Origin of the sequence: Cupriavidus sp. YAF13, from assembly GCF_052113425.1 — a bacterium.
Lineage (GTDB): Bacteria > Pseudomonadota > Gammaproteobacteria > Burkholderiales > Burkholderiaceae > Cupriavidus.
Genome location: NZ_JBFRDD010000033.1, coordinates 1 through 18,915, shown reverse-complemented (window position 1 = coordinate 18,915; position 18,915 = coordinate 1). Strand labels below are relative to the sequence as shown.

Annotated in this window: 19 protein-coding genes and 3 pseudogenes; 8 read left to right on the top strand and 14 right to left on the bottom strand. The window is 64.3% G+C overall.

Going from position 1 to position 18,915, the window contains the following annotated elements; translation table 11 throughout:
- Positions 1-105: 105 nt before the first annotated feature.
- Together AB4061_RS24645 and AB4061_RS24640 are read right to left on the bottom strand one after the other, a co-directional pair.
- Positions 106-924, bottom strand: a complete 819-nt coding sequence (locus AB4061_RS24645; protein ID WP_441638395.1) for a crotonase/enoyl-CoA hydratase family protein — start codon at positions 922-924, stop codon at positions 106-108.
- Between the two features lie 90 nt (positions 925-1,014).
- Positions 1,015-1,263, bottom strand: coding sequence for a DUF2917 domain-containing protein (locus tag AB4061_RS24640; RefSeq protein WP_441638393.1), 249 nt, complete (start codon positions 1,261-1,263; stop codon positions 1,015-1,017).
- Between the two features lie 107 nt (positions 1,264-1,370).
- Here AB4061_RS24640 and AB4061_RS24635 point away from each other — a divergent pair, with 107 nt between their 5' ends.
- The 3 genes from AB4061_RS24635 to AB4061_RS24625 all read left to right on the top strand — a co-directional run bounded on the left by AB4061_RS24635 (position 1,371) and on the right by AB4061_RS24625 (position 5,016).
- Positions 1,371-2,294 carry a LysR substrate-binding domain-containing protein gene (locus AB4061_RS24635; RefSeq protein ID WP_441638391.1) on the top strand — a complete coding sequence of 308 codons (924 nt, stop codon included), beginning with the start codon at positions 1,371-1,373 and terminating at the stop codon, positions 2,292-2,294.
- A gap of 381 nt (positions 2,295-2,675) precedes the next feature.
- Entirely contained in the window at positions 2,676-3,422 is a 747-nt protein-coding gene (locus AB4061_RS24630) for a hypothetical protein (protein WP_441638389.1), read from the top strand.
- Positions 3,423-3,846: 424 nt separating this feature from the next.
- Entirely contained in the window at positions 3,847-5,016 is a 1,170-nt protein-coding gene (locus AB4061_RS24625) for an OpgC domain-containing protein (RefSeq protein WP_441638387.1), read from the top strand.
- A 57-nt stretch (positions 5,017-5,073) separates the two neighbouring features.
- Here the strand turns inward: AB4061_RS24625 and AB4061_RS24620 are convergent, their stop codons facing one another.
- The 5 genes from AB4061_RS24620 to pdxA form a co-directional block, all read right to left on the bottom strand.
- Positions 5,074-6,063, bottom strand: coding sequence for a Bug family tripartite tricarboxylate transporter substrate binding protein (locus AB4061_RS24620; RefSeq protein WP_441638385.1), 990 nt, complete (start codon positions 6,061-6,063; stop codon positions 5,074-5,076).
- A 95-nt stretch (positions 6,064-6,158) separates the two neighbouring features.
- Positions 6,159-7,190, bottom strand: coding sequence for an aldo/keto reductase (locus AB4061_RS24615; protein ID WP_441638383.1), 1,032 nt, complete (start codon positions 7,188-7,190; stop codon positions 6,159-6,161).
- A gap of 78 nt (positions 7,191-7,268) precedes the next feature.
- Positions 7,269-8,036 (bottom strand): HpcH/HpaI aldolase family protein, encoded by a 768-nt coding sequence (locus tag AB4061_RS24610; protein WP_441638381.1) that lies wholly within the window; start codon positions 8,034-8,036, stop codon positions 7,269-7,271.
- Between the two features lie 76 nt (positions 8,037-8,112).
- Positions 8,113-9,093, bottom strand: a complete 981-nt coding sequence (locus AB4061_RS24605) for a Bug family tripartite tricarboxylate transporter substrate binding protein (protein ID WP_441638379.1) — start codon at positions 9,091-9,093, stop codon at positions 8,113-8,115.
- Between the two features lie 29 nt (positions 9,094-9,122).
- Positions 9,123-11,564, bottom strand: a complete 2,442-nt coding sequence (pdxA, locus tag AB4061_RS24600; protein WP_441638377.1) for a 4-hydroxythreonine-4-phosphate dehydrogenase PdxA — start codon at positions 11,562-11,564, stop codon at positions 9,123-9,125.
- Positions 11,565-11,892: 328 nt separating this feature from the next.
- Between pdxA and AB4061_RS24595 the strand changes: the two genes are divergently transcribed.
- The gene (locus AB4061_RS24595) at positions 11,893-12,579 is read left to right on the top strand and encodes a GntR family transcriptional regulator (RefSeq protein ID WP_441638375.1); all 687 of its coding nucleotides are present in this window, start codon (positions 11,893-11,895) and stop codon (positions 12,577-12,579) included.
- A 158-nt stretch (positions 12,580-12,737) separates the two neighbouring features.
- Here the strand turns inward: AB4061_RS24595 and AB4061_RS24590 are convergent, their stop codons facing one another.
- Positions 12,738-12,980, bottom strand: coding sequence for a hypothetical protein (locus tag AB4061_RS24590; RefSeq protein WP_441638373.1), 243 nt, complete (start codon positions 12,978-12,980; stop codon positions 12,738-12,740).
- Between the two features lie 444 nt (positions 12,981-13,424).
- Between AB4061_RS24590 and AB4061_RS24585 the strand changes: the two genes are divergently transcribed.
- From AB4061_RS24585 to AB4061_RS24570, 4 genes and pseudogenes are all read left to right on the top strand, one after another.
- On the top strand, positions 13,425-14,081 hold the full coding sequence (locus AB4061_RS24585) for a hypothetical protein (protein WP_441638371.1): 657 nt from the start codon (positions 13,425-13,427) through the stop codon (positions 14,079-14,081).
- A pseudogene (locus AB4061_RS24580) lies at positions 14,023-14,295 on the top strand (PAAR domain-containing protein); the annotation flags it as partial. The gene AB4061_RS24585 and the pseudogene AB4061_RS24580, both read left to right, overlap by 59 nt.
- 120 nt (positions 14,296-14,415) lie before the next feature.
- Positions 14,416-15,078, top strand: a complete 663-nt coding sequence (locus AB4061_RS24575) for a M35 family metallo-endopeptidase (protein ID WP_441638541.1) — start codon at positions 14,416-14,418, stop codon at positions 15,076-15,078.
- Entirely contained in the window at positions 15,032-15,466 is a 435-nt protein-coding gene (locus AB4061_RS24570) for a hypothetical protein (protein ID WP_441638369.1), read from the top strand. Before AB4061_RS24575 ends, AB4061_RS24570 begins: the two co-directional genes overlap by 47 nt.
- A gap of 48 nt (positions 15,467-15,514) precedes the next feature.
- Here AB4061_RS24570 and AB4061_RS24565 read toward each other — a convergent pair.
- From AB4061_RS24565 to AB4061_RS24540, 6 genes and pseudogenes are all read right to left on the bottom strand, one after another.
- Positions 15,515-15,685: pseudogene (locus AB4061_RS24565) on the bottom strand (IS4 family transposase); the annotation flags it as partial.
- 113 nt (positions 15,686-15,798) lie between these two features.
- Complete coding sequence (locus AB4061_RS24560; RefSeq protein WP_441638367.1) at positions 15,799-17,292, bottom strand: gamma-glutamyltransferase family protein; 1,494 nt, start codon at positions 17,290-17,292, stop codon at positions 15,799-15,801.
- Between the two features lie 156 nt (positions 17,293-17,448).
- Entirely contained in the window at positions 17,449-17,784 is a 336-nt protein-coding gene (locus AB4061_RS24555; RefSeq protein WP_441638365.1) for a 2Fe-2S iron-sulfur cluster-binding protein, read from the bottom strand.
- Between the two features lie 60 nt (positions 17,785-17,844).
- Positions 17,845-18,198, bottom strand: a complete 354-nt coding sequence (locus tag AB4061_RS24550) for a ferredoxin (RefSeq protein ID WP_441638363.1) — start codon at positions 18,196-18,198, stop codon at positions 17,845-17,847.
- A 29-nt stretch (positions 18,199-18,227) separates the two neighbouring features.
- Positions 18,228-18,596, bottom strand: a complete 369-nt coding sequence (locus tag AB4061_RS24545; RefSeq protein ID WP_441638361.1) for a 2Fe-2S iron-sulfur cluster-binding protein — start codon at positions 18,594-18,596, stop codon at positions 18,228-18,230.
- Between the two features lie 82 nt (positions 18,597-18,678).
- Positions 18,679-18,915: pseudogene (locus tag AB4061_RS24540) on the bottom strand (iron-containing redox enzyme family protein); the annotation flags it as partial.

Below are 18,915 nucleotides of genomic sequence, written 5' to 3'. Positions count from 1 at the left end.
GCGCGCTTGTGCTGGTCAATATATGTCTTGCAAGCCGCCAGCGCCAGTCCCGCATGTGTGAGGCGCGAGCGGCGAGGCACACGCCCCCGGTGCCTCGCCCGATACTCACGCGCCGCGAAACACGGCGGGGCGTTTCTCCACGAAAGCGCTGGTGCCTTCCCGCGCGTCTTGCGAGGCCGCGGCGATCATGAACTGCATCGCCTCCACCGCCAGCCCCTCGTCGATGGGCAGGTTGATGCCGCGGGTGACCGCGCGCAGCGACGCGGTGACCGCAATCGCGGAATGCCGCGCGATCCGCTCGGCCAGCCGCAGGCAGGCGGGCAGCAGGTCGGCGGCGCTCACCACCTCGTTGAGCAGGCCGAACCGCAATGCGCTGTCGGCATCGATGGCCTCGCCGGCAAGGATCATTTCGTTTGCCCGCTTGCGGCCCACGTGACGCGGCAGGCGCTGTGTGCCGCCAAACGTGGGCGGGAAGCCCAACTTGATCTCAGGCTTGGCAAAGGTGGCATGCCCGGCCGCGATGGCCAGGCTGCAAGCCTCCACGATCTCGCAGCCACCGCCGAAGGCCAGGCCATTGACCGCAGCGATGACCGGCTTCGGGAACGTTTCGATGCGCCGCGTCATGGCTTGTCCCTGCAGCAGGAAGCGGCGCTGCGCTTGCTCGGGGGAGGCCGCGATGTCCGGCGCGAAGCCGGCAATGTCGGCCCCCGCGCTGAAGGCCCGCGAGCCGCGGCCAGTCAGGATCACGCAGCGCACGGCGGGATCTGCCTCGATCGCATCGAGCCGGGCCATCAGCGCGTCGATCAGCGCGTAGCTCAGGGCATTGAGCTTGTCGGGGCGGTTCAGCACCAGCAATGCATGCTGGCCGGATCGTTCGTAGCACACCAAATCGTTTGCGTTGGTCATGTCGGATAGGTTGTTCATCTTCAGCGGGTCCTGGTTGTCTTGTTGTGTTGTTGTTTTGTTGTTTTGTTGTTTTGTTGTCCTGATTGGTTGCAAGGCTGGCCGGTATGGCTAGTCGATTGTCCGAACGGCGATGCGCGCCGGGCGGCCGCGAAAACCGGAGACAAAGACCACGGCCTCCTGCCTGGCGCAAAAGCGCTCGCCGCTCGCCAGTACCGTGTCGCGGCAAGCCGCATCCAGCATGGCTGACTGCTGCGTGAGCCACACGCTGCCCTCTACGCAGATCAGGTAAGATCCCAACCCGAGCGGGATCCGCAGCGCATCCGGGCCGAGGATCCAATTGCCTTGTCTTGTGCTCACGATCGCCTCCTGGCTAGCCCGCCAATTTCTGCAACGGTGCTTGTATTCTTGCGGGGAACAGCCAACCCTGCCCGGAAGCCTTTTCATGAGGGGTATGCCTGGCTGTCATGACAATCCTGAGCCGAGCCTCCGCCAATGCGTTGCGCGCCATGTCGCTTGAAGCCCTGCGTGGCTTCGAATCCGCCGCGCGCCACCTCAGCTTCACCGCCGCCGCCGAAGAACTCTTCATCACCCAGTCCGCCGTCAGCAAACAGGTCAAGAGCCTCGAAGACGTGCTCGGCACCGCGCTCTTCCTGCGCGGCGGCAAAGGCCTGAGCCTGACCCCGGAAGGCCGCCAGCTCTACGAAGCGGCGCGCCTGTCCATCGGCCAGCTCGGCGCGGCCATCGACCGCCTGCTTGCCGTTGACCGCATTTCCATCGCCGTCACCACCACGCCGTCCTTCGCGTCGCTCTGGCTGGTGCCCAAGCTTGCCCGCTTCCAGGCCGCCGAGCCCGGCATCGACGTGCGCATCGACGCTTCCGAGCCCATGCTCAACCTGGAGCGCGACAGCATCGACCTCGCCATCCGCCTCAACACGCAGCCCGCCGGCCCCGACGGTCCGCGCCCGCTGCTGCAAGAGCGCCTGATGCTGGTCGCCGCGCCCGCCGTGGCCGCGCGCATTGCCGACGCCCGGCAGATACTCGATACGCCGCTGCTGGTGTTCCATGACCCCGGCGCCCGCTTTGACTGGATGTCATGGACGCAGTGGTATCAGCGTCTCGGGCTGATGCGCTCGTCCAAGCAGGCATGCCTGTACTTCTCGCAGTACGCGCACGTGCTGAATGCCGCCGCGCAGCAGGCGGGCATTGCGATTGGGCGTACGCCGATGGTGTTGCCGATGCTCAAGAGCGGGCAGTTGCAGGTGGTGCTGCCAGAGCATGTGGCTGACGGGCCGACCTATCAGATCGTGACGTCCAGCGTGGTGCGGCCCGGGGTGGAGCGGTTCCGGGCCTGGCTGGAGGCGGAATTGGCGGGGGAGGTGATTGGGTGAGGGCGGTCGCAGGGGAATACCAAGCGCCCTTGCGGCTAGTTAGGGAAGCACTGCGCCGCTCTTCTCCGGCATTCGCAAATAGAAGTTAATTCAATTAATAATATTAATTTAATTTTCGTGATTTTTTTGCTTTTTATAAATTGATTTTATTAATAGAAACCCAGACCTGCAGCGCTAAATGTCTCGGTCGTTTACGAAACCATGTGAATGGAAATCAGCTCGATTGAGCGCGGACGCCGTCAAGCCAGACTTCGGTGGGGTATAGGGCAGCGGATTTCCCGCCGTTATCCAAGCGGTGCAACGGGGCCGGCGGCGTGGCGCATCAGCTTGGCACCTTGTCACCAACCTCGTAAGTTGTGGCTGAGATAAAACAGGAGAATCATGGGTCGTATCCGTCTTGCCGGGCTGTTCCTGGCGTTGTGTTCGTTGGCTGGTTGTGCGGTCGTGCAGAAGCCAATTCCTGCTTCCGCGAAGCTCTTTGATGATCGGATGAGCACGGTCGCGGTGGCAGTGCAAAAGCTGCCAGAACCTAACCAGAGCATGATCGGGGCGCAGGGGATCCTTGACTACGCCATCAACAAGGCCAATGCACAGGCAATCGTGGAGCGTTTGCAGCGGCAAGACTTCTCGCTGGTAAAGGAGCTCCCGCAGGAGCTGGCGAAGGGGCTGGAGTCCCGCCAGGTCAAGGTCGTGCTGGTGGCGGCTCCTGTGGATACGGAGCAGTTGAAGAAGTTCACGGAAGGTTCCGGCGACGGTATTGCGGAGATGGACTACCGGCCTTTGGCCAAGCAGTATGGCGCGGATCGGTTGCTGCTGGTGGCGCCGCGCTGGCTGGGCACGTCGCGCAGCTACTATGGGTTCATGCCCCTGGGAGCGCCGCAGGGCTATGTATCGCTGGTGGGACAGCTGATCGATCTGCGTACCAATCGGCTGCAATGGTACGAGCCGGTGGCAGTCAACACGCCCGTGACCGGCGAATGGGATGACGCGCCGGAATATAGCAACCTGATGAAGTCGGTGGACGCGAGCACGCGGGCTGCTACCTCGAAACTGCGCGCGGCGCTATTCATGGAGCAGATGACGACGGCCACAAGCGCCGCCGTGTCGTCAGGTGCCACGGCGCAGTAGGCATCAGCCATCCTGCCGCGCGCGCGTGCCGCGGCAGGGTGCTTGCGCGCTGGCGCCCATCATCGAATGGGTGCCAGGAATTCGCTGACCGGGGCCGCAACAAGGCCCGTTTGCTTTTTCCTTTCCAATCCCTGGTGACGCCATCCTAGGGTAATCCCCAGTATGCCGTATCATCACGCCCGGGCGTCGCGCTGCCGGGCGTTTTGCCGTCTTCGGGCCGCGAGCGTACCCCATCGCACTTTTTCAGGAAATCCGGGACAAAGCCAAGGTGCGCCGGCAGCCTGCCGGGCGCCAGATCGCCACCCCGGGGTGCGGATTTGCTCACATTGAATAAGCAGGGGCCACTGATAAGTGGCTTCGGAGACATCCGGACGCTTTGTCGGGGCGCCCGGATTGCCAGGTATTGCAGGAGTTGCTTTTGTCCATGAACGAAACCCAGCGCAGAACTGAGGTTGACCTGATTCGCGGCATCGCGCTGATCTTCATCGTGGTTGACCATGTGAACGGCAGCGTGCTGGCCGATTACACCATCCGCAATTTCGCGTTCTTCGATGCGGCGGAGATCTTCGTCTTCCTGGCCGGTTATTCGGCGGGGGCGGCCTACGTCGCCATGGAGGCGCGGCACGGTGCCTCCGCCGCGCAGAACCGCCTGATCCGCCGTAGCTGGGAGATCTACAAGGCGTTCGTGCTGACCGGCATGCTGATGCTGGTGTTCGGCCTGTTGCTGGCGCTGGCCAAGGTGCCGGCGCCCGCGATCCGGTCCACCGAGGCGCCGATCTTCATGGCGCATCCGTTGAGCACGCTGATCGAGGTGTTCAGCGTGGCGCGGCAGCCTTTTGTGTCGGACGTGCTGCCGATGTACGCGGTCTTCATCCTGTTTGCGCCGCTGGCGATCCGCATGGCGCGCGCGGCGCCACTGACGTTTGTCGGCGCCAGCGGGCTGCTGTGGCTGATGGCGCCGATGCTCACGCCGCTGCTGCCCAGCAGCGATGGCAACGGCTGGAGCTTCAACCCCTTCGCATGGCAACTGCTGTTTGGGCTGGGCCTGATGGCGCGCCTGCGCCCCGATGTGATCCTGCCGCGCCAGGCGCTGATGCGCTGGATGGTGACGGTGCTCGCCGTGGCGGTGACGCTGGCCGGCGTGCTGCTGGCTTACCTGTGGATGCGTCCGCATGTGTACGAGCCATGGCTGCCCGCCTGGCTGCCGACCATGGTCTTCCCGCTGCCCAAGAAGAGCCTGGCGGCGCTGCGCATCGTGAGCTTCCTCGGGCTGGCCTGGCTGTGCTATCTGGCTGTCCGCGCGGGCTGGGTAGCGCGGCTGGCGTCGGTGATGGGGCCGGTGGTGCAGATTGGCCGCCATAGCTTGTTCTGCTTTGTCTTTGGCGCCGTGGTGTCGGTGGTGATCGAGGGCTTTACCTATGGCATTGCCGGCGGCCGGCCGTCGCGGCCGATCGCGCTGGGCGGCGATATCGTGGCCGTGGCGCTGCTGCTGGTGATTGGCGGCTGGTATGGGCGGCGCAAGGAAGGGCGCAAGGAAGAGAGAAGGGAAGCGCGGAGGGAAGAAAGAAAGGACGTGCAAAAGGCTGCCGCCTAGGCAGCCTTTGCGGGTTTGTGTTTGTGCTTGTGTCTATGCCTGCATGCGATTACGCAGTCATTCCTTGATGTCCGCCTGGCGGATCACCTGCTTGTACTTGTCCAGCTCCGCGCGGATAAAGGTGCCGAACTCCTGCGGGTTGCTGACGATGGGATCCACCCCGAGCGTCTTCAGCCGGCTTGTCACCTCCGGCTGCACCATGGCCTTCTGCAACGCGGCGTAGAGTTTGTCGATCACCGGCTTGGGCGTCCTGGCTGGTGCCAGGATGCCGTACCAGCCTGAGGTCTGGAACTTGGGAAACCCCTGTTCGGCAAAGGTGGGTACATCCGGCAGGTCCGGCTGGCGCGTTGCGCGGGCAATGGCGATGGCGCGCAGGTTGCCGCTGCGCACGTGGGGCATGGCGGATGCCGCGGTATCGAAGATCATGTCGACCCGGCCCGCGATCACATCAGGCAGCAGCCCCGATCCTCCCTTGTAGGGCACATGCAGCAAGTCGATCCCGGCCTGGCCGCGAAAGATCTCGCCGGACAGGTGCGGCGGCGTGCCGCTGCCGGCGGAGCCGTAAGTCAGCTTGCCGGGGTTGGCCTTGGCGGCCGCCAGCACATCCTTCAAGGTCTTGTAGGGCGTATGCGTGTTGACCACCAGCAGCGTTGGCGCCGACGCCAGCAGCGACACCGGCTCGAAATCCTTGATCGGATCGTAGGGCACCCGCGCATACAGGTTGGGGCTGATGGCGTGCGAGGCAATCGAGCCGAGGAACAGCGTGTAGCCGTCCGGCGCGGCATGGGCCGCGGCTTCCGCGCCGATCATGGTGCCGGCGCCGGGGCGGTTGTCGATGATCACCTGCTGGCCGAGCGCGTCGGACAGTTTCTGGGCGATCGGACGCGCCACATTGTCGTTGCCGCCCCCGGGCGGGAAGGGCACGATCAGCTTGATCGGGCGGTTGGGGTAGTCATCGGCGCGGGCGGCGGCCGGCACCACAGCGAGGGCGGTGGCGGCCATGGCCAGCGCGGCTGCCGCCAACGCGGGAAATCGTCTTGCAGTCATCTTGTCTCCTCCCCCGTTGCCAGGGTGGGTTAGGTCTGTCTTTTCGTGCTTTCTGCGCTTTTTGCGCTTCTCGTTTTAGCCAGTGCCCGATGGAATCAGCTTTCCGAGACCACCACCGGCCGCCCCGTGAGCGGATAGCTGGGGTCGCTGTAGCCCGGCGTGGACGCGTGGCCGGGGCGCACCAGGGCGTCGATCATGGCTTCCTCTTGCGGCGAGATCTCCACGCCCACGGCGCCGAAGTAGTCCTCGAACTGGGCCAGCGTGCGCGGCCCGGCAATCACCGAACTGATGATGGGGTTGGCGAGCACCCAGGCGGTGGCGAACTGGCCCAGCTTGAGCTCGCGCGCCTGCGCATGCTGCTTCAGCGTCTGCGCGATCACCAGCGACTCCTCGCGGAACTCGGTCTCCATCATGCGGCGGTCCGCGCGGCCGGCGCGCGAGTCCTGCGGCGGTTGCTGGCCGGGCAGGTACTTGCCCGTCAGCACGCCACGCGCGATCGGGCTGTAGGACACCACGCCCAGCCCGAAATGCTCGCAGGCCGGCAGGATCTCCACTTCGGGCATGCGGTTGAGCAGGTTGTAGTAAGGCTGGCAGACCGCCGGGYGGGGCACGTTGAGCGTGTCGCACAGGCGCGCGATCTCAGCGATGCGCCAGCCGCGGAAGTTCGACACGGCCCAGTAGCGGATCTTGCCGGCGCGGATCAGGTCGCCCATGGCGCGCACGGCTTCTTCGAGGTTCTCGCCGGCGTAGTCGCGGTGCAGGTAGAGGATGTCGAGATAGTCCGTGGCCAGGCGGCGCAGGCTGTCTTCCACGGCGCGCATGATCCAGACGCGCGAGTAGTGCGAGTGGTTGGGGGCAGCCTGCATCGGGTTGCCCAGCTTGCTGGCCAGGACCCAGTCCTGGCGATCGCCCGCCAGCAGCTTGCCCACCATCGTTTCCGATCCGCCCAGGCTGTACATGTCGGCGGTATCGATGAAATTGACGCCATGCGCGCGGGCGCTGTCGACGATGCGGCCGGCCTCGGCCTCGTCGGTCTGGTCGCCAAACATCATGGTGCCCAGGCACAGGGCGGACACCTGCAGGTTGCTGGCGCCCAGGCGCCGGTATTGCATCTTGAAGTGAGACATCTCGAATCTTCCAGGAGAGAAATAAATGCGATGCGGGCCAGTTGTGGCCGGTTGCGGCTTACTGCGGCTTACTGCGGCTTATTGCGCCTGCTTGAAGCGCGCCGCCAGCGCGTCGGTGGCCAGGCGCAACAGGGTCATGTCGGTGCCCACGGCGACAAAGCGCGCGCCCATGTCGATGTACTGCTGGCCCTGCGCTTCGGTGGTGAGGATGCCGGCGGCCTTGCCGTTGGCGCGGATGCGGCGGATCGCGGCGGCGATGGTTTCCTGCACCTCGGGATGCTGGATGTCGCCGAGGTGGTTCATGTCGGCGGAGAGATCGCTCGGGCCGATAAACACACCGTCCACGCCGTCCAGCGCGCAGATCGCGTCGACGTTGCGGATGGCTTCCATCGATTCGAGCTGCACCAGCACGCAGGTCTGCTCCTGCACGTTATGCAGGAAATCCTTGATGCGGCCAAAGCCGCCGGCGCGCGTGCCGCTGGCCACGCCGCGCATGCCGCCCTTGGGAAAACGGCTCCATGCCACGGCGTTGGCGGCTTCCTCCGCGTTTTGCACATAGGGCAGCAGCAGCGTTTGCGCGCCGATGTCCAGGCAACGCTTGATCCACAGCATGTCGTTCCAGGGCGGGCGCACCACGGGATGGCTCTTGGTGCCTTCGGTGGCCATCAATTGCGTGTGCAGGGTGGAGATGTCATTGGGGGCATGCTCCATATCGAGCAGCAGCCAGTCGAACTGCGAGCGCGCCACCAGTTCCACCACCTGGTAGGAAGACAGCGAGCACCACAGGCCAATCTGCGGCTGGTCGGCGAGGATGGCTTGCTTGAAGGCGTTGACGGGAAGTTGCATGGAATGTCTCCGGGGGTTCGGTTGTTGAAGGTGCGGCCATGTACTGGCGTGCTGGCGTGCGGGTGCGCGGGGGCGCTCACATGTCCAGCTTCAGGCCGCTCTCGCGGATCAGGTCGGCCCAGCGTGTTTTCTCTTCGCGGATAAACGCCTGCGTGGCTTCGGGCGTATTGCCGACCGGCTCCGCGCCGAGCTGCGCCAGGCGCTGGCGGATCTCGGGCTGCTGCAGGATGCGCACCACATCGGCGTTGATCTTGCGGATCACCTCGGGCGGGGTGCCGGCGGGCGCGAGCATGCCCTGCCAGCCGCCGGCGGTAAAGCCCGGCACGGCCTCTGCCACGGTCGGCACGTTAGGCCACTCGGGATTGCGCTCGCGGCTGGTGAAGGCCAGCACGCGCAGCTTGCCGCCGCGCACATAGGAGGCGCTGGCCACCATGCTGTTGAACATCAGGTCGGCCTGGCCGCCCATCACGTCCACATTGGCTTGCGCGCCGCCCTTGTTGGGCAGGTAGAGCCAGTCGATGCCGAGCTTGCGGGCAAACTGCAGGCCGGCCAGGTGCGGGCCGCTGCCGATGCCGGTGGTGGCCCAGTTGAGCTTGCCCGGATGCGCGCGGGCGTAGTCCACCAGCTCCTTGAGCGAGTTCGCCTTGGTCTGCGGCGAGACCAGCAGCATGTAGGGCGAGTAGGTCAGCGTGACCACCGCGCTGAAATCCTTGATCACGTCGTACGGCAGGTTCTTGTAGGCCACCGGCGCGATCACGAAGTTGGACAGGTCGCCCAGCAGCAGGGTGTAGCCGTCGGGCGCGCTCTTGGCGACGTTGTCGGTGCCGATATTGCCGCCGGCGCCGGTGCGGTTCTCCACCACCACGGGCTGTTTCCAGGTCTCCTGCAGCTTGCTGCCAAGCAGGCGGGCCAGCACGTCGGAGGCACCGCCCGGCGCATAGGGCACCACCACGCGCACCGGGCGCTGCGGCCAGGGCGCGGGGCCATCGGCGCTGGCCGGCGGCGCCAGCGCGGTGAGCGATGCGGCCGCCAGCAGGGTGATCCATTTGCGCAGCATGGTTGTCTCCTTCTTCGTTTTCGGGTTTTTCAGGCGGCTTGCGGCGGCTTTGGCGCCATCGCAATCGCCTGCAGCATGGCTTCGGTCATGCTGCGCGGATCGGCCACGCCCTTGCCGGCAATGTCGAACGCGGTGCCGTGGTCCACCGAGGTACGCACCGCCGGCAGGCCGATGGTGACGTTGACGCCGGCTTCCAGCCCCAGCACCTTGACCGGCCCGTGGCCCTGGTCGTGGTACATCGCCACGACCAGGTCGAAGTCGCCGCGGGTGGCGCGGTAGAAGAGGGTGTCGGCCGGCAGCGGGCCATCCACCAGCCAACCGCGTGCACGGCAGGCAGCCACGGCGGGGGCGATCTTCTCGGCTTCCTCGCCGCGCCCGAACAGGCCGTTTTCGCCGGCGTGCGGGTTGATGCCGCACACCGCCACGCGCGGCTGGGCGATGCCGCTCTTTTGCAAGGCTTGCACGCCGCGCGCGATGGTGCGCTCGACCAGGCCAGCATTGATCTTCTCCACCGCATCCAGGATGCCGATGTGCGTGGTGACATGGATCACCCGCAGGTTCGGCGCCAGCAGCATCATCGAGACTTCCTCGGTGCCGGTGAGCGCGGCCAGCATTTCGGTGTGGCCGGGGTAGCGGTGGCCGCCCAGGTGCAGGGCCTCCTTGTTGAGCGGCGCGGTGCAGATCGCATCGACTTTGCCGGCCTGCACGAGTTCGACTGCGCGCGCGATATAGCGGTAGGCGGCATCGCCGCAGGTGGCCGAGACCTTGCCGTAAGGCGTGTCGGCGGGGATCAGCGCCAGGTCGATGCAGGCGAGGGTGCCGGGCTCGAACGTGGCTTCGCCGGGGTCGGTCACTCGCGCGATGCGCAGCGCGGTGCCGGTGCGGCGGCAGGCGTCTTCCAGGCGCGCGGCGTCGCCCACCACGAAAGGCTGGCATTGCGCATAGAGCGTGCCGTCGGACAGGCATTTGACGATGATCTCGGGGCCGACGCCGGCGGCGTCTCCCATGGTGATGGCAATTCTCGGTCGATACATGGAGGGCTCGCTGAGGCGGGGGGTGGCAGGGCTGGCCTGCTCCGGATGCGTGGGGCTGGCGCGCATGGCATCGGCAGGAGACGCCGGCGCGGTGGTCTGGCGCAGGTGCGCCATGCAGGCCAGCAGCGTGTCGCGCTGGCCAAAGGCGCCGGCCTTGATGCAGACCGGCACGGTATGGTTGTCGTGATCGAAGCCAGCCGCGCCAGCCGCACCCGTTGCGTTGCGCAGCTGCGCGCGGGCGCTGGTCACGCCGGGCACCAGTGCGCGCACGTTGGTGAGCTGGCTTACGCCCAGCATTTCCAGCACGGCGCGCGCGCTTTCCCCGCCAGACAGCACCAGCCCAGCCGCCACCTGCGCCATCGGGGCGGCAAAGCGGGCCAGCGCGGCGCACAAGGTGCTGCCGTCCAACGCCGGGTCGGCCGGGCCTTCGACGTGGATCACCACATCGCGGCCCAGCGCCAGCGCGTTAGCGGCGCGCTGGCGCTGCGCGCGCCACGCGGTGGATGCCGCGCCGTCAACCAGCAGGCGCGGCGAGCAGGGCACCGGCAGGCAGGTGGCGGACAGCGCCTGGACCTGTTCGGCGGCAAGCACCGACATGCTGCCGATGACAGCGAGCCGGCCAGTGGATGCCGGCGCCCTCGCGCCTGCTGCGCGGATGGTGTCGGGATTAGTTTCCGCGGGTGCCATCGCCACATGCGCGGCCAGTTGCCGCGCGAGCCCGGCGGAGCCAGCGGCCAGCACGGGCCCGGGCCGGGACGCAATCAGCGTGGCCAGCAACGCGAGATCGTCGTCGGTTTGCGCATCGCACACGAGTGCGTCGCATGCGTGATCCAGGCCAAGTGGTGCCGTACCGGTGGTGCCCAGTGCCCGCAAGGCCGGCAGCGTCAGCACGCTGACCCGCAGGCCGGCCGCGCGGAGCAGCGTCGGCAGGTGATCGCTGGCGAGGCCCAGCGTGGACCACAGCCTGGTGCCTGACAGCGGCTTGCCATCCAGGTAAGCCTGGCCTTCGCGCAGCGTGCGGCCCTGCGCCGGAAACGCCGGGCACACCCAGATCGGGCCAGCGGCCCCAACGGCGTTGCGCGCCGCTATCAGCTCGGCGCCGATATGGCCGCGCAGCGTGGAGTCGAGCTTGTGGAAATGCAGGCAGTCCATTGCCGCTGCGTTATCCAGCGCACGCGGGCCGAAGCCATCGGCAAAGGCCTGGGCGAACACCTGCGCGGCCTCGGCGGCGGGGCGTGCCCGCGAGTGGGCATCGAGCGCCTGGATCCGCCCCGCCAGTGCCGCGCAAGCTGCACCGGCAGCCGCACCTTGCGGGCGCATCCGCACCTCGCCACTGCCATYGCCGGCGAATGCCGCCACGCTGTCGCACGCGCCGGAAAGATCGTCGGCAACGATGCGCACGGCGGCGAACCTTGGTGGGGGCACGGCTGTTGGCATGGGTTTGAGCTTGTTGAATCAAGGGGACGGCATGGGGGATGGTGTCTCCTGCGCCCCTGCCTGCCTCGCTTGCTGGTTTGCCGTATCACACTGACATATGACGTTTAACACACTTTAATTGCTGTCTCAGCGCGACGAATCTCGGCGTGCGGTCGATATTACACGCCGAATCAAAAAAATACATGCAATTATTTGGTTTGGCATTCAACTGACGAAAAATGCGCAGTCACGGGCCTTTGCTGCATAATGCTTTCGCCAGCCCGGTCCAACCGCCCGCAAAGGGCGGCGATGCCGGGCCTTCTTCCCACCAGAAATGTCGATCGCAGAGATGTCACAGGAATTGCCCGCGCTCCCGCTGGATCAGGACGACCAGCCGCTTTCGCAACGGGTCTACCAGGCCATGTTGTCGGCCATCATCAGCGGGCAGCTAAAGCCGGGGGCGGTGGTCAACGAAATCCGGCTCGCGCAGGAGCTCGGCGTCAGCCGCACGCCGGTACACACGGCGATTCGCGAACTGGTCAAGGATGGGCTCATCACCCAGGAGGCAAACCGGCGCCCGGTGGTGGCGCGCTTCTCGCGCGAAGATATCCGCGAGGTGTTCGATATGCGCAAGCTGCTGGAGAGCGAGGCGGCTCGCATTGCCGCCGCGCAGCTGGACCGCGTCACGCTCAAGGCGCTGTCCGACGCGGCCGACGCCATGGATGCCGGCGCCGCCGCCAGCGGCGACGATGCCGAGGCACTGGTGCGCTGGGCCGATTTCGACGACAACTTCCATCTGGCCATCGCAGACGCCTGTGGCAGCAAGCGCCTGCGCGAGGACATCCTGCGCTACCGCCTGCTGCACCACGGCCTCAACCAGCTGCGCATGCGTGCCGAGCTGATTCCGCAGGCGCTGGCCGAGCACCGCAAGATCCTCGACGCACTGGCCGCGCGCGATGGCGACGCCGCCAGCCGCGCCATGCAGGAGCACCTGCATGAGTGGCAGGCGTATTACATGCAGCGGTTTCCGCTGTAGGGCTTGGGCAACGCCGGCAAGGCCTACTCGCACGATCCTTGTCGAGAACCCCGCGCATCGTTCGAGGCTCTTGAGAGCCGTCAAGATGCGCGTACGCCAACCTTGCCCGCGAGCGCGGATCGCTGTCGCGCTTGAATGATGCGCGCTGCCATGCCGCTCTAAACCGCCTTCTGCCGCATCGCAAAGGCCCGCAGCGCCGCCGGCCGCTTCACGCAGCACTGATGCCATTCCCCCACGCAGGTGAAGCCCGCGCGTCCAGATACGCCAGCCGGTGCGTCTTCGACCAGCGCCGGGTTGCGCTGCGGTTGCAGCAGCAGGCGGCTTTGCTGCGCCGATTGCGTGGTGTGCTGGATATGTGCATCCTGCGTCCGCTTGCCGTTCCACAGACCGGTGTGGCGCAAGCTTGTGCTCCAGATAAAGCCCAAATACCTACCCCCGGTCCGTTGCTTCTCCCCCAGTGCATGCGCGCCACGCGAGGGGGAGCATTGCGATTGGAGCGTTGCCATTCCCGCAGCCGTTTTTGGTCTCGGGGTAACGCGCTGAACGCGCGGCCACGGGTCCGGCGGGTCTTAAATTTGCATTTTCCCATCAAAAAAATAAGAATTTTCCGATATTTATCTGATTTTATATCTGCTAGTCACGACTTGTGCGTAATGCAGTGTTCTTAGTGGACCCGGCGAATTTTGCGACAATTCTTTACACTTTTTCGTACTTGTCCTAAAGATTATTTCCATTTTTTTGGTTATACATTATCGGAATCGGAATTACACTCGAAAGGATATCGCTTGGTTCAACAACGTAAACCGCCTCGGGCGTGTGGGCACGTCCTCCATACGGAACCGGACTTGTATGTCCTCATCAGCTATCAGCCCAGGGATGGCGAGCCTAACTACTGTCGGGCATCCTGTGAGTACGTCGATGGTGATAATCCAGCGCGAGGGGATGGGCTCGCTGTTCACCTTTCTCTCTTTGATGCCTATCTAAACGCGACATTCATCTCGAAGCCTGGCGAGTCATTTCATCCGATCCATGCGGTGGAATTCGATCCTCGTGAACTTATTCGGAATAACAGTGGCCAGTTTCACACATTCCTGCATTGTGGTTGGGCTGCTCATGATGGTCAGTTGGTGATGCGACGCAAGGGAAGCCTCGCGAGTCTCTATGGCTTCTCAACGTCTGCGGTCACGCCGGAGGGAATGGCTGCAATTGATCTAAAAATCGATAAGAGCGACTTAGCCGCCTATGACCGCATGCGCGAGAAGGCTGGGCTATTTGCGCATACCGAATCGCATGAAACCTTTCTCATATCGGATGAGAGACGACGTCAGCAAGCCGTGGCCCTCGCTATCCAACGGATTCCTGGAACCGTGGGCGTGGATCAGGAAATAAACCAGATGGCAATCTACGACCCCGAGGCGGCTCAATGGCACTTTCTACCCATTGATGTGTTCCATCAAGGCGCAGAAAACAGCGGACAACAAGGGGACACTGCGAATGTCTGATATGCGATGCGCACTATTGAACGGGAACAAAACGAGTTCCGGAGGCGTACTTATCGGGTCGGGCGAAACGATGACGCACCACGGCACGAGGGTAGCAGTGCAAGGGGATTTTGCTACTTGCCCGGCATGCAAGGTTGGCGGGCCCGTATTCAACAATTGCGAGCCAAGCTTTGTTGTGATGGACAAGTCAATCCTCGTTGAGGGTGCTCGCGTCCACTGTAGGTGCCACAACAAGCCATACGTTATCCCATCGCAGAATAGCTTTACCATCGCAGTAAATCGCGGAGGGCGATTTACTGCTCCGGCCGATACGTTCGGGGCCATTACGCCAGATATGTCAAGTAAGCTGGTGGCGGACCCGCAAGAAAGGACGTTCGCGGAGGACAAGACGCGTATCTGTCCAAACATGACCAATGAGGCGTTTGCGTCTATGGCGATGCATCTCTGCGCAGAGCTTGTAAAGCGCACCGAGATCCGGCTGTCGGAACTGCAGCGGTGGAACGTCCAGGATCAAAGGAACGTTGCGACGTGGTTTGGCATGGCAAACGACAATATGAGGCAAGTGCTGGTGAAAGGGCTGGGACGGATGAAGGCCGTTTTTGAAACTCTGACCCCTTCGAATTTCGTCCGCTACTCTGAGACCGCCCTTGAGTATGTTGGGTGCGTCGCCAAGCCTGGGGCAGAGCGGCGCCAGCTATTGGCCGCAGTCTGCAAGCCAGATGTGAGAACACACACCATCGCGGTGGCATTACGTTTCTGTGAAATACAAAATGATGACGATAGGCAAGATTCAAAATTGTTAACAATCGCCCATGAGGTCTCGCATTTCCAAGACACAATGGATACTACGGATGAATACTACAGCCTTTGGAATGCAATTGCATATGCCAGAAAAGATTCGCCTCTGTGTATTAAAAATGCCGACAATGTGGCGGGATACATTGTCGTTCATGGCGCGATTCCTGACGCTTTTGGTGCTTTTGCTCGCGATCGATAGAGCTTTTGCTTGTAAGCCAGAACAACATTTTAATGCAAACTTCTCGGATACCGCTGACCAACTGAGTGGCACTGAGGCGGGAAATCTCGCAACATGGGTTAAAAGCTTGCAAAATGACTACTCGAATCATGATTTGTTTGTAATTTCATCTTATGTAAAAAATGCCAGCCAACCTGGGGACTCCGCCGAGCGCAGAACGAAATGGTTAAAAGACTTTCTTGTTGCGGCGGGTGAGGACGAGAATAGTATTGTTTCTGCTGGCACGCAGGTATATAAGCCTGAGAACTTCTTTTACACCAAGATCACGCCATCGACCTTAATTATAGAGTTCGTTCCAGGCTGCCCAAATCCCTGTTGCCTTGGCGCGAACCCCGTAAAGGAGAAGTGACGGATAAGCGTGGGGCACTCCCCTGGGGGAAATTGGATTACACACAAATCACTCGTGACCAATTTCCCGGGCGTACTTGATGCCGGCGGCGAAGTCCATGATGCGTTGCAAGCCCCGCCAGATTGTCTTGACCCCCGGTTCGCCATCACCCTTGCGAGCGAGGAAACCGCTGCGCCTGGCCACCAGACGAACCACTTCATTGAGACTTGGCGGCGTCTCTGTCTGGGGCTGCCGCGGTGAACGCAGTGGCGAGGCGGGGATGCCGTAGATCTTCAGGGTCACCGGTGGGAGTCCAGCGGGTTGGGATGGATTGTGGAGAGGACTGGCAAGGCCTACTCGCCCAGCGCGATGCCGTCCTTGCGTTTGTCCGATGCGCCGAGCAGGTCGCCACATGCACTGCGCATGACGATCTGGGCGCCGCCGAAATCGCTGCGCCCGCCTAGTTCGCCAAGGCCGGCGGGATCGCTGTAGCCAGCATCGCGCAGGGCTTGCACGATGGCCAGTGGCATGCCGGCTTCGATGGCCAGGGCGGTATCGGATTCCAGCCGCCAGCGCGGGGCATCCAGCGCGGCTTGCAGGGGTTGCTGCCAGGCCGCCAGCCTTACCAGCAACTGCAACTGGCCTTGCGGCTGCATCAGCCCGCCCACCACGCCGAAGCCCGCGTGGAAGCGCCCGCCGCGCAGGGCCGCGCCAGGCACCACGGTGTGATACGGGCGCTTGGCCGGAGCGGGGCTGTTGATATGGCCAGGCCCGGCAAAGCCGAAGCCGCGGTTCTGCAGCACAAAGCCGCAGCCGGGCACGGCGATGCCCGAGCCGAAGCGCTTGAAGATGCTGGTCATCAGCGTGACCGCCAGGCCGTCGCGGTCCACCACCACGGTGCATACCGTGTTGCCGGCCGGGTCTGCCACGGTTTCCTTGGCGTATTGCATGGCGCGGCCCATGGCCCGCACCGTGCGCAGCACGGCCGCGGGATCGTCCTCGGACAGCATGGCAGGATCGAGTCCGCCGAGTTCATCCAGCGCGTGCAGGATGGCCACGCCGTGCGTATTGGGCGGGCATTCCAGCACGGTCAGTCCGCGGAAATCCGTGGAGACGGGCGTGCAGAAATCGCCCCGGTGGGCGGCGAAGTCCACGGCAGCCAGCGCGCCACCTGCGTTGCGGCTGGCTGTTTCGGCGGCCTGGGCGGGCTGGCCGAGGTAGTAGGCATCGGCTCCCTCGGCGGCGATGGCGGTCAGCGTGGCGGCCAGCTCAGGGTTGCGCAAGGTCTCGCCGGCTGCCGGCGGCCGCCCGGCGCGATAGAGCGCGGCGCAGACCGGGTCCTGGTGCAGCACGCGGTCGAACAGCGCCCATTCCCGCGCGGCTACCGGCGCTACCGCAAAGCCGTCGCGCGCTAGCGCAATGGCGGGCGTGAACAGCCGTTTCCATGCCAGCCGGCCGTAGCGGCGGTGCAGGTCCTCCCAGCCGCGCACCGCGCCAGGCGTGGTCAGCGAGAGGGCGTGGCGCTCGGGGATGCGCTGCCCGGGCAGGGCCGCCAGCGCGTGCATGGGGAACGCTGCCGGCGCCCGCCCGGTGCCGTTGTAGCTGACTGCGTGGCCGTCGGGCTCGACGATCATCGCCAGCATGTCGCCGCCGATGCCTGTTGCCATCGGCTCCACCACGCCCAGGATGGCATCGGCCGCGAGCGCCGCGTCAATGGCGCTGCCACCTTCACGCAGCACCTGAAGCGCGGCCTCGGCAGCGAGCGGGTGGCCTGTGGCGACCATGCAGTGCGGCGCGCGCACGCCCTCGGCGGTGTTGGCACGGCTGGCGCAAGCTGTGGTTGTCATGCGTGGCGCTCCAGGAGATTCGGATCAATCGGGTTTGACACAATGGCGTGCGTGAGCGGCAATGCAGCGCCTCCAGACCACCGCGCACGCCGTCGATGCCGCCAGGCCTGCCGGTCTGCGCCGAAGCGGCGTCGTAGCTGGCCTGGCGCCGCGGGCCTAGTCGGCCACCGTCCCGGCAACCGGAACGGCAACCTTGGCCGGGCTCGCCTGGGCCTCCCAGGACACGGCGATGTCGCCGGTGACGAAGGTCTGGCAGGCCATGCGGTAGCCCTCGCCAAATTGCGCCTCCGACAGGTGCTTGCGCTCTTTTGGCTTGATGGCGTCGGTGAACTCGAGCCCGCGCTCGATCTTGCACTTGCAGGTGCCACACAGGCCGCCGCCGCACTTGAAGGGGATGCCGCCTTTCTCGCGCAGGGAAACGCGCAGCAGGTTGCTGTTCTCGGGGGCGCTGACGACCTTGCCGTCGTTGCTGACAAAGGTGATTTCAATCATGGAAACGGTCCGATGGCATGAGGGGGCTGCCCGGCGCTGTGCCGGTCATACTCGGTGGATTCAGTCGGTTGCTCGCCAGTCGCGCGCATGGACATCACGCTTGACCAGCGTGATGTCCATGCTGCCGAAGGTGGCCAGGCGCGTGAGCTCGTCGCGTGCGCCCTGCAGCGTGTCGAACTGCTCGAGGAACTTGGAGGGCACGTAGTTGATGGTGGGGGCGGGGCGGCTCGCGGCATCGACGTCTTCGCTGAACTCCTCCACGACCTTCACCTTCACCGGGTGCGCTATTTCGGCGATGACGAAGTGCGCCGTCCTGCGGCCGTAGAAGAGATAGTCGTAAGCCTCGACGGCCACCAGCCCCTCGACCAGTTCGGTGCGAAACTGCCCCGGCTTGCTGCTGAGTATTACGTACATGAGTGCGCCGCTTGACGGATGCTGATGGATTACTGCGCGTTGCCCGGGACGCTGGCTTGCGCGGCATGGGCCCCGCCGCTGGCGGCAGCTGCGCTTTGCACTGGCAGTTCGTCCTGGATCAGCTCGATGTCATGCTCCAGCCAGATCTGGCAGGTCAGGCGATAGCCTTGCGCCAGCCGCTCTCCGAGCTGCTTCTTCTCCTTCCAGTTTGGCGGCGGCAGGTGCTCGGCGCCGGCGATCACGCGGCACGCGCATTTGGAACACTTGCCCATGCCGCACTCGTAGCGCAGGTTTGGATACGGAAACTGCTTGATCCCGGCGCGCACCACCAGGTTGGTGCTGGGCTTGACCTCGTCCTCGAAGGTCTGGCCGTTCTTGTGAAATACGACTTTAGGCATACAACGTTTCCGTAAGCGGTCTGTCAGGGGCGGCCGGGCGGATGCGCACCGGCCGCGCGTGATTGCTGGACCTGGCGGCGCTTCAGGCGGCCATGTCCAGTTCAGGCAGGGGAATTTCCTGTGCGACGTAGTCGTGATAGAGGGCGGTGGTGTAGAGCAGGCGCATCTGTGCGCCGATCTCGCAGATCTTGAGGCAGCGCTGCTGCAGCTCCGGGGTGTTGGCGTGTTCCAGCACGATCTGGTAGCCGCGTTCGCCGTGGATTTCATCGGAGACGATATGCAGGTCGAAGAACTCGACTTCTTCGTCGGTGAAGTTGTA

Coding starts and splice junctions, on each gene's coding strand:
- AB4061_RS24645 (WP_441638395.1), bottom strand. CDS start 924: ATGAACAACCTATCCGACATGACCAACGCAAACGATTTGGTGTGCTAC.
- AB4061_RS24575 (WP_441638541.1), top strand. CDS start 14,416: ATGTCAAGTAAGCTGGTGGCGGACCCGCAAGAAAGGACGTTCGCGGAG.
- AB4061_RS24630 (WP_441638389.1), top strand. CDS start 2,676: ATGGGTCGTATCCGTCTTGCCGGGCTGTTCCTGGCGTTGTGTTCGTTG.
- AB4061_RS24550 (WP_441638363.1), bottom strand. CDS start 18,198: ATGTACGTAATACTCAGCAGCAAGCCGGGGCAGTTTCGCACCGAACTG.
- AB4061_RS24610 (WP_441638381.1), bottom strand. CDS start 8,036: ATGCAACTTCCCGTCAACGCCTTCAAGCAAGCCATCCTCGCCGACCAG.
- AB4061_RS24620 (WP_441638385.1), bottom strand. CDS start 6,063: ATGACTGCAAGACGATTTCCCGCGTTGGCGGCAGCCGCGCTGGCCATG.
- AB4061_RS24560 (WP_441638367.1), bottom strand. CDS start 17,292: ATGACAACCACAGCTTGCGCCAGCCGTGCCAACACCGCCGAGGGCGTG.
- AB4061_RS24545 (WP_441638361.1), bottom strand. CDS start 18,596: ATGCCTAAAGTCGTATTTCACAAGAACGGCCAGACCTTCGAGGACGAG.
- AB4061_RS24595 (WP_441638375.1), top strand. CDS start 11,893: ATGTCACAGGAATTGCCCGCGCTCCCGCTGGATCAGGACGACCAGCCG.
- AB4061_RS24605 (WP_441638379.1), bottom strand. CDS start 9,093: ATGCTGCGCAAATGGATCACCCTGCTGGCGGCCGCATCGCTCACCGCG.
- AB4061_RS24635 (WP_441638391.1), top strand. CDS start 1,371: ATGACAATCCTGAGCCGAGCCTCCGCCAATGCGTTGCGCGCCATGTCG.
- AB4061_RS24555 (WP_441638365.1), bottom strand. CDS start 17,784: ATGATTGAAATCACCTTTGTCAGCAACGACGGCAAGGTCGTCAGCGCC.
- AB4061_RS24570 (WP_441638369.1), top strand. CDS start 15,032: ATGGCGCGATTCCTGACGCTTTTGGTGCTTTTGCTCGCGATCGATAGA.
- AB4061_RS24625 (WP_441638387.1), top strand. CDS start 3,847: ATGAACGAAACCCAGCGCAGAACTGAGGTTGACCTGATTCGCGGCATC.